The sequence below is a fragment of the Paenibacillus sp. P4_A9 genome (assembly GCF_056402415.1).
On the sequence record NZ_JBFUHL010000234.1, the window covers coordinates 1 to 722 of the forward strand.

Below are 722 nucleotides of genomic sequence, written 5' to 3' on the forward strand. Positions count from 1 at the left end.
CGTTATATCAAAACACAATGACGGATTGGTATGCTAAAGGTTACATCCGTAAAGATATTTTGAGCTTGCAAAATCAACGTCAAGATGAAGGCAAGCCAGACGGAAACATTGCTTGGTTCCATACGATGGTWGGCAGTATCGAAGATGTTTCGAAAGCAGATTCTACAAGATATGGTTTCCCAATTCAGCTAATTCCAATGGAAGAGAAGTATACTATCTCCAACTTGTCCGATTCCACGAACTTAGCGATTACAAGAACATCTAAAAATCCTGAGCGTGCTATGCAGCTTATTAATTTGTTAGATACGGCTAAGGGGAAAGATCTGTATAACCTTCTCGTATGGKGTATTGAAGGCAAGCATTACAAGAAAACTGGCGACAATAAAATTGAAACAATTGGTTATTCAGGTCAAGGAACAGCAGACGCTAAATATGGCGCATTTGTTTGGGGTCTTGGTAACGTAGCTAATAGCTTCGAAACACAAGCCAACCCAGCTAATTACACGAAAATTTGGCAAGACGCGAATGCCACTGCAACCGTTTCACCAATGCTAGGTTATAAACCAAATCTTGATCCAATTAAAACAGAGCTTGCACAAATCGCGGCAGTTGTTAAAGAATATGCTGGTGCAGGTGGATCAGTTATCGAAACAGGAGCAGTTGCTGACTCTGACAAGAAATATGCTGAATTCATTGAGAAAATGAAAAAAGCAGGTTCAGAC

General features: G+C 40.3%; 1 protein-coding gene. It reads left to right on the forward strand.

The window, feature by feature from the left end; translation table 11 throughout:
• On the forward strand, nt 1-722 hold a 722-nt coding region (locus AC1DVJ_RS31200; protein ID WP_477596844.1), incomplete at both ends, for a DUF3502 domain-containing protein.